The 8,728-nt window shown below is 40.0% G+C and carries 5 protein-coding genes; 3 read left to right on the forward strand and 2 right to left on the reverse strand.

Going from position 1 to position 8,728, the window contains the following annotated elements; genetic code table 11:
• Window positions 1-466 precede the first annotated feature (466 nt).
• Entirely contained in the window at window positions 467-1,675 is a 1,209-nt protein-coding gene (locus tag SLS51_RS01025; protein WP_323834658.1) for a phage tail protein, read from the forward strand.
• A gap of 89 nt (window positions 1,676-1,764) precedes the next feature.
• On the opposite strand, the gene ychF is transcribed toward SLS51_RS01025, so the two are convergent.
• Entirely contained in the window at window positions 1,765-2,856 is a 1,092-nt protein-coding gene (gene ychF, locus SLS51_RS01030) for a redox-regulated ATPase YchF (RefSeq protein ID WP_323834660.1), read from the reverse strand.
• Between the two features lie 134 nt (window positions 2,857-2,990).
• Entirely contained in the window at window positions 2,991-3,581 is a 591-nt protein-coding gene (gene pth, locus SLS51_RS01035) for an aminoacyl-tRNA hydrolase (protein WP_323834662.1), read from the reverse strand.
• A 363-nt stretch (window positions 3,582-3,944) separates the two neighbouring features.
• On the opposite strand from pth, the gene SLS51_RS01040 reads away from it, so the two are divergent.
• Together SLS51_RS01040 and SLS51_RS01045 are read left to right on the forward strand one after the other, a co-directional pair.
• Complete coding sequence (locus SLS51_RS01040; protein ID WP_323834664.1) at window positions 3,945-5,627, forward strand: phage tail protein; 1,683 nt, start codon at window positions 3,945-3,947, stop codon at window positions 5,625-5,627.
• 594 nt (window positions 5,628-6,221) lie between these two features.
• A partial coding sequence (locus SLS51_RS01045; protein ID WP_323834666.1) for an inverse autotransporter beta domain-containing protein occupies window positions 6,222-8,728 on the forward strand: 2,507 nt, incomplete at its 3' end.

The raw sequence follows: 8,728 nt of genomic DNA on the forward strand, positions 1-8,728 counted from the left end.
TTTTATTGAATAATATCACATTATATTATTTTGCTGTTTATTTTTTTATTTTCTAATAATGCGTTTTATTATTAATTATTTGTCGATTTGTTTTGATTAATATTTATTGTAAATTAATAATTACAAGTAAAAATTACGATCAATTACATTAACTTATTGGTTGAAATATTTTATTGCATGGTTGATTTTATTTATTATTGGAAAGTAAATGTTGTTATAAATATTTTCGAGATGAAATGGATGAAAAAGAGTCATTTTCATATGTTGGACAGAAATGGTTTTAATATATGTCTGGTTTTAGGGAGTCTAAATTTTATTGCTATCAATTATAAAAATAGTTGATAATTTAAGTTGTAAGAACATTCCATTATTCTTTTTCTAAGCTAAACTATGATTGAAATGAATTATGGGGAATGATTTTCACGGTGGTTAAATTAAAATAATATTATTTAATTTTGGAGGGTGTATGAGTTCTAAAAATGATTTTAAAGCTTTTTCTATTAGTAATAATGCTAATGTGGTGAGTCAAGAAGGATATGAAGAAAGCCGGAGTTTAAAGATTGGGTTTCCACCAGATGATATTAATATTCACTTGCTCAATAAGGTATTACGCCAGTCGTCAACAATAGCATCTGTTGTAGCTAATTTTATCGCAACATATTCCGGTAATGATGTTTTGGATGATGGGGATATCGTTAAACTTGCTGCCCAATTAAATGGCGCGTTAGAACAAAAAATTGCCACCGAAGTACCAAATGCCTCATTAACACAAAAAGGTATTGTTCAGCTTACGGATAAAATCGGTAACAGTAATACCCTGGCGGTAACGCAGAAGTTGGTTTCTGATGTAAATGATAATGCGAATAACCGATTGGCAAAAGATCAAAACGGCGCAGATATTCCTGATAAAAAAGCATTTGTGGAAAATCTCGCTTTAGAGGTTATTAGTACAAAACCGGTTATTGTTGGGAATAATACAGCTTCTACAATCGATAATTTTGATAACATTCCTCAGAATTCAACATATTTTGCATATCCAACAGGACTAAACGGTCCAGGTGTATATGGACCAGGAATGAGATTTTCAGGAGGGAATGGGGGCCTTAAGCATTATGAGCTGATGATTCATTCCACCTATGTGCAGAAGAGCGAATTACACTATAGAACGCATAATGGTGACGGTAACATCAATAAATGGAATCCGTGGTATAAAGTCTGGTCAACAAGCAATGCCAAGCCGGATACTAATGGCAACCTCAAAGTCTCCAGTCCAGTGGTAGATATTCATCCAGATGGAACTTACCAGTTAACTTGCGAAGCTAAAGGGGTGACGGTCGAGCGAATAGAGACAGGGAAATATTGTATTAGTGGTTGCAGCGGTTTTGCTAAAGATGGGGCATGGGGAATTCACGGTGGTACTATCGTCCCGGCAGACAGCAATGGGTTAAATCTAATTTGGGTTTGTGAATCGGTAGATTCAGTCAGTGGCGATATAACCATCGAATGTTATCATCGTCAAAATAGAGATGCGCCGATATTTGCGCAAAATAGGCGTGTTAAGAATATTAACGATGATGGGGAAGTCATTTATTACAATGATGGTGAGCTATGCGATATTCCCGATGGACGAGTAATTAATGTTCGAGTGCAATTGCTGGAAAAATCACAAGAATAAAATAAAAAAATCCACGCAACTGCGTGGATTCTAAGAATTTGAATCAGTCTCAGAGAGATCTTACGATGTTGTTAGAGATGAAAAATAAATTAGACATTAAACAAGAAATTCATCACATCGCCATCTTTAACGATATAGTCTTTACCTTCTGAACGCATCTTGCCGGCCTCTTTTGCCCCTTGTTCGCCTTTGTAAGTGATAAAATCTTCAAAAGAGATGGTTTGTGCGCGGATAAAACCTTTTTCAAAATCAGTATGGATCTTACCGGCTGCTTGTGGTGCGGTTGCGCCAACTGGGATGGTCCATGCCCGAACCTCTTTCACGCCGGCGGTGAAGTAAGTTTGCAGATTCAGTAACTGATAGCCAGCGCGGATAACGCGATTTAAACCGGGTTCTTCCAGCCCAAGTTCAGCCATAAACTCTTCGCGTTCATCATCTTCCAGCTCCGCGATATCCGCTTCTACCGCTGCACAAACCGGTACGACCACTGAACCCTCTTTTTCGGCGATCGCACGAACCGCATCCAGATGAGGGTTGTTTTCGAAACCCTCTTCGTTGACGTTAGCAATGTACATGGTGGGTTTCAGCGTCAGGAAACTCAGGTAACGAATAGCCGCTTTCTCTTCGGTACTGAGATCCAACGCCCGCAACATACCCGCTTGTTCCAGATGAGGCAGACATTTTTCCAGTGCTGCCAGTTCTGTTTTGGCCTCTTTATCGCCACCTTTGGCTTTTTTCTGCACACGATGAATGGCTCGTTCGCAGGTGTCCAGATCGGAAAGGGCCAGTTCGGTATTGATGATCTCAATATCAGCCTCAGGATCAACTTGACCGGAAACGTGAATGATATTGTCATTGATAAAGCAGCGCACAACATGGCCGATAGCTTCTGTTTCACGAATGTTAGTCAAAAACTGGTTGCCCAAGCCTTCACCTTTTGATGCACCTTTTACCAGACCCGCAATATCGACGAATTCCATTGTGGTCGGTAAGATTCGCTGAGGTTTCACAATTTCAGCCAGCTGTTCAAGCCGAGGATCTGGCATAGGGACGACACCGGTATTAGGTTCAATGGTGCAGAACGGGAAGTTTGCTGCTTCGATACCGGCTTTAGTCAGCGCATTGAATAAGGTTGATTTTCCGACGTTAGGCAGGCCAACGATACCGCATTTGAATCCCATGATTTTCACCTTAATTTACTTATAAATCAAAAGGCTGTATCAGCCTTTTCGATGAGTCAAAAAAATTGGCGCCATTATACACGGAATAACGGGCTATCACGATCTTACAGACAAGATTTATCGACTTCATATCATCAAGCGCTGGCTTTAAAGCTATGTAAACGATTGATTGCCTTATCCATATCTTGTTTCATCAGGATGTCAGTACAACGCCGTGCTTCATCAATTGCATCATCAATCAGCTGTTGTTCACTGGCTGGTGGTTTGCCTAGCACAAAACCAACCACTTTATTTTTATCGCCGGGATGGCCGATACCAATACGTAAGCGATAAAAGTTAGGGTTATTGCCAAATTTGTTCTGAATATCTTTCAAGCCATTATGACCGCCATGACTACCACCCAGCTTCATTTTTGCCACCCCGGGCGGTAAATCGAGTTCATCATGAGCCACCAGAATTTCATCCGGTTGAATACGGTAGAAGGAGGCGAGGGCAGCGACAGATTTACCACTGAGATTCATAAATGTCGTTGGGACTAACAGACGAATATCATGACCGCACATATTAATCCGGGCAGTGTAACCGAAAAATTTACTCTCTTCTTTCAGTGATTGATTGTGGCTCCGAGCGAGTAGATCAACATACCAGGCTCCGGCATTGTGTCTGGTTTGGGCATATTCAGCACCGGGATTAGCCAGACCGACGATTAGTTTTATGTTACTCACTATTTTTCTTCACTTTTGGCAGTAAAACAAAAAGAAGAATAGTTTACCTGTCGGCGGCTACAAGTACAAAGTTCAGTTTGAAAGCTTGGAAATATTGTTACGAAAATTTTCGAGAGGAAATTGTAAGGAGAAAAGTCATTTACAGATATTAATCACAAATAGTTTTGATATCTGCTTGGTTTGAAAATATTGAATTTTTTATTGTTGCCAGTGGTACAAAAATAGTTAACTACCTAAGTCATAATAAAGTTTTATTATTGTTTTTTCGAGATGAGCTATAATTGAAATAAATTATGTAGAACGATTTTTAAGATAATTCAACATGTTGATTATGAAGTGATGTTTTTTATTTTAGGAGGATATATGAGTCAAAAAAATGATTTTAAAGCTTTTTCTATTAGTAATAATGCTAATGTGGTGAGCCAAGAAGGATATGAAGAAAGCCGGAGTTTAAAGACCGGGTTTCCACCAGAAAATATTACTACTCATGTACTCAACAAGGTATTACGTCAGTCATCGACAATAACATCTGTTGTGGCTGATTTTATCGCAACATATTCCGGCAATGATGTTCTGGATGATGGGGATATAGCTAAACTTATTGTTCAATTAAATAGAGCGTTAGAACAAAAAATTGCAATACAAGTACCAAATGCTTCATTAACACAAAAAGGTGTTACTCAGCTCACAGATAAAATAGGTAATAGTCATACCCTCGCGGTAACGCAGAAGCTGGTTTCTGATGTAAATGATAACGCTAATAACCGATTGGCAAAAAATCAAAATGGCGCAGATATTCCTGATAAAAATGCGTTTGTGAAAAACCTCGGCTTAGCGGAAACAGTGGAATTGGCGAAAAATGCAGTATCGGCCAATGGGGGGAATTATCCACAGTATTTTAGGTTTAAACAGGTTGAAACACTGCCCACTGAACGTAATGCGACGATGTTAGTTTCTTTACAGGGAGCCAAACCGACAAATGAGATAGTCGGGTTTACGCTTTACAATTGGTATGACAATTATATTAAAACAGGTATTGTGCGTGGCAGTAGCATTGATACCTACGGATATACGATAGATATTAATGGCAAACGGGTTTTTTCTGTTTCTCCTGCGGGTCAGATTGAAGCCGCGTCAGCGAATATAAGGGGGAATGCGGGCGTTTTTAATATAACCCATGATACGGGTAAACATGCATATTTTCAGTTTATTGAAGGAGAAAAAAGGACGGCCTACGTTGGATTTCCAAGTGACGGGTCACCGAATTTTGATATTTGTAACGAAAAAAAATCTAGCAAATTAACCATTGGTGGCGAGTTGGCAGCATATATTAATAACAATCTGGTTTTCTCTGTTTCTCCGGCGGGGCAGATTGATGCCGGGTCGGCAAATTTAAAGGGGGCCGGGGGTATTTTTAATATAATATATGACACGGGTAGACACGCATATTTTCAGTTTGTTGAGGGAGGAAAAAGAACTGCCTACATTGGAGTTCCAGGTGACGGCTCATCGGATTTTGATATTTGCAATGAAAAAAATTATGGCAGGCTGACAGTTGGCGAAAAGTTGAAATATAACGGTAATCCTATTGCCGTTTTTAATGATAATTGCATCACCGATACTAACGGCAATCTTAAAATATCCAGCCCTGTAGTGAGTATTCATCCAGACGGCACTTATGAATTAACTCGCGAAGCGGAAGGCATGATTGTCGAGCGGATAGAGACAGGGAAATATCGCATCAGCGGCTGCAACGGTTTTGCTAAAGATGGAGCATGGGGAATTCACGGTGGTACAATTGTCCCGGCAGATAGCAACGGATTAAATTTGATTTGGGTTTGTGAATCAGTAGATCCATCTAATGGCAATATAACCATCGAATGTTATCATCGTCAAAATAAAGATGCGCCGATATTTGCTCAAAATAGACGTGTTAAGAGCGTTAATAGTGATGGAGAAGTCATTTATTATAATGATGGTGAACTCTGTGATATCCCCGATGGACGAGTGATTAATGTTCGAGTTCAACTGCCGGAGAAATCATAATCACTGAGTGTGAACTCAATAATTACAAATATACCCAATGGATTTCAAGATGCATCGCGGCGGCAAGGGAACGAATCCCCGGGAGCATAGATAACTATGTGACCGGGGTGAGAGAGTGCAGCCAACAAAGAAGCAACTTGAAAGATGACGGGTATAGACAGAAAACCCGTTGGAGCGGGTTTTCTGCTTATGTTTTTAATGAAAGTTGTATAAATATTTAATGCCGTGTTAGGAAATGATTTACGACGATTTTTATTTTGCTAAGTGATTACTTATTGTTATCGACTGATAATTTATTTTCATTATACAAAGTCATAAAAAGTAATTTATTGTACTCAGTAGCTATAACTGAATATATGCCCTATGGATTTCAAGATGCTTCGCGACGGCAAGGGAACGAATCCCCGGGAGCATAGAGAACTATGTGACCGGGGTGAGCGAGTGCAGCCAACAAAGAGGCAACTTGAAAGATGACGGATATAACAGCAATAACTTTAGGTATTTCTGATGAGCATCAATCGTAATTCTCGTAATGTAATAAATTGTAAGATAAATAAGGGTGTGCTAATTGTCTGTGTTTTATTTGCAGCGCTTATGCTACTAAAAAGTTATCCTGCTTTATCTGAACCAGTAAAGTCTTTGATTGGTATTGAAAATTGCCAGGAATACCCAGAGGCAGTTATAGAGCATAATATTGATAGAAAAAAACAGATAACCGAGCAGGCTGGCAATAAGTTACACGAAAACGTTACTTATAAAGAGAAAAAGCGATCAGAGCCGAGGAGATGTGGTAATTTTTTATCAAAGAGAAGCGTAGTAGGAAAAAACGATAGCGGTGAAAAACCAAAAATACTGTGGTTAGACGAAGATAGTCATAAAGACGGTAATCACCCCCTCCCTCCTTTAATTTTATCTCATGGCACTAAAATCCTTGGATTATTAAATTCAGATCCGAAAAAATTGGCACAGGATTATATTGTTAATAAATTAAACAGTCAGATAACAAGTAATACCCAGAAGTGGTTATCACAGTTTGGTACAGCTAAAATTAATTTAAATGTTGATCATCGTGGGCGACTGGATGAAAGTTCTGTAGACTTACTCGTTCCTTTTTATGATGATAAAGATCATTGGCTTGTTTATAGTCAATATGGCTATCGTCATAAAGATAGCCGTGACACTGTGAATTTAGGCATTGGCACCCGTTTATTCATAAATAACTGGATGTATGGGGCGAACACTTTTTACGATAATGATTTAACTGGTAATAATAGCCGATTCAGCTTGGGTGGTGAACTATGGACTAACTACCTAAAGATGTCTGCTAACGCCTATTTCCGCCTGAGTGATTGGCATAACTCCCGTGATTTAGTCAATTATTATGAGCGCCCTGCCAATGGTTATGACCTTATTGCCGACATGTATTTACCTTCAATGCCATCACTCGGTGCTAAAATAAAATATGAACAATATTTTGGTGATAATGTTGCATTATTCGGAAAGAACAAGAGACAAAAAGATCCCTATGCGGCAACTATTGGGGTAAATTATACCCCGATTCCATTGATCACAGCAGGGATTGACTATAAATTAGGAAAAGAGGGAAAAAGCGATGGTATATTTTCATTCAATGTGAATTACCGATTTGGTGTTCCGTTGTCAGAACAACTTTCACCAGAAAATGTCTCTTCACTACGAAGCTTGGCCGGCAGTCGTTACGACTTAGTTGAAAGAAATAATAATATTATTTTGAATTATCTGAAAAAACAGCAACATTTTAGGTTACTGGTCCCTGTAATAGAAATTAGTAGTTACGGTGGTGAAATTAAACCAATACAAATTCAATCTGATACTCCATTCAACAATGTGACTTGGGATATACCTGAATTATTCCAGAAGAATGGCGGGATGATAAATATAGAAAGTACTCATGGTTATACAATTCAGTTACCGGAATATCAGCCTGATGGAAAAAATGACTATACTATAACAGGTACAAGTAAAGATGATCAGCTGAGGGTGCAAATACAAGCTCATGTATTACAACGTAATATCTCTTTGAGTGTTAATACAACCGATCCTTTAATTGCTGATGGAAATGCGAAATATGTCTATACAGCGACTCTGCTTGGCGCTGACAAAAAAACGCCGATAGAAAATGCTAAATTGATTTGGGATACGGATAAAAAAGATCCTGGATTAAAATTAAAGCCTGATTCAGAGGCAACAGATAAAAATGGACAACAGACGGCAACATTAACCAGCACAACGCCATTATCCGATATACAAGTCAGCGTCAGTATTAATGGCGAACGTGTTACTACGGATAAAAAAGTCAGTTTTACGGAGTCCAGCAGCAGCTATCGAGTCACCGGCGTGACGGTGAATGTGGATAAAGATAAGAAGCGCTACAACAACGGTGCCGACAGTTATACCTTCACGGCGACGGTGGTGGATGGGCATGGCAAGCCGGTAGCGGATAAACCAATCGACATTGACTGGCAGACAGACTCAAAGGTTGACGGACTAAAACTGACGAAACAGAACAACTCGGTGAGTAACGCGCAGGGACAGGTGACTGCGACCTTAACCAGCACGGCGGCGGTGGAGAATGTGCAGGTATCGGCGAAAACAGCCAGCCAGCAGACGGCGGTGAACGCGAACGGCAAAGTCAGTTTTACGGAGTTCAGCACCAGCTATTATGTCGCCAGCGTGACGGTGGAAGTGGATAAAGACAAGAAGCACTACAACAACGGCAGTGACAGTTATACCTTCACGGCGACAGTGAAGGACGGGCACGGCAATCTGGTGGTGGGTCAACCGGTCAACATTGACTGGCAGACAGACTCAAAGGTTGACGGACTAAAACTGACGAATCAGAACAATCCGGTGAGTAACGCGCAGGGGCAGGTGACCGCGACGTTAACCAGCACGGCGGCGGTAGAGAATGTGCAGGTATCGGCGAAAACAGCCAGCCAGCAGACGGCGGAGAACGCGAACGGCAAAGTCAGTTTTACGGAGTTCAGCACCAGCTATTATGTCGCCAGCGTGACGGTGGAAGTGGATAAAGACAAGAAGCACTACAACAACGGCAGTGACAG

Source organism: Photorhabdus africana (assembly GCF_035181445.1).
GTDB lineage: Bacteria > Pseudomonadota > Gammaproteobacteria > Enterobacterales > Enterobacteriaceae > Photorhabdus > Photorhabdus laumondii.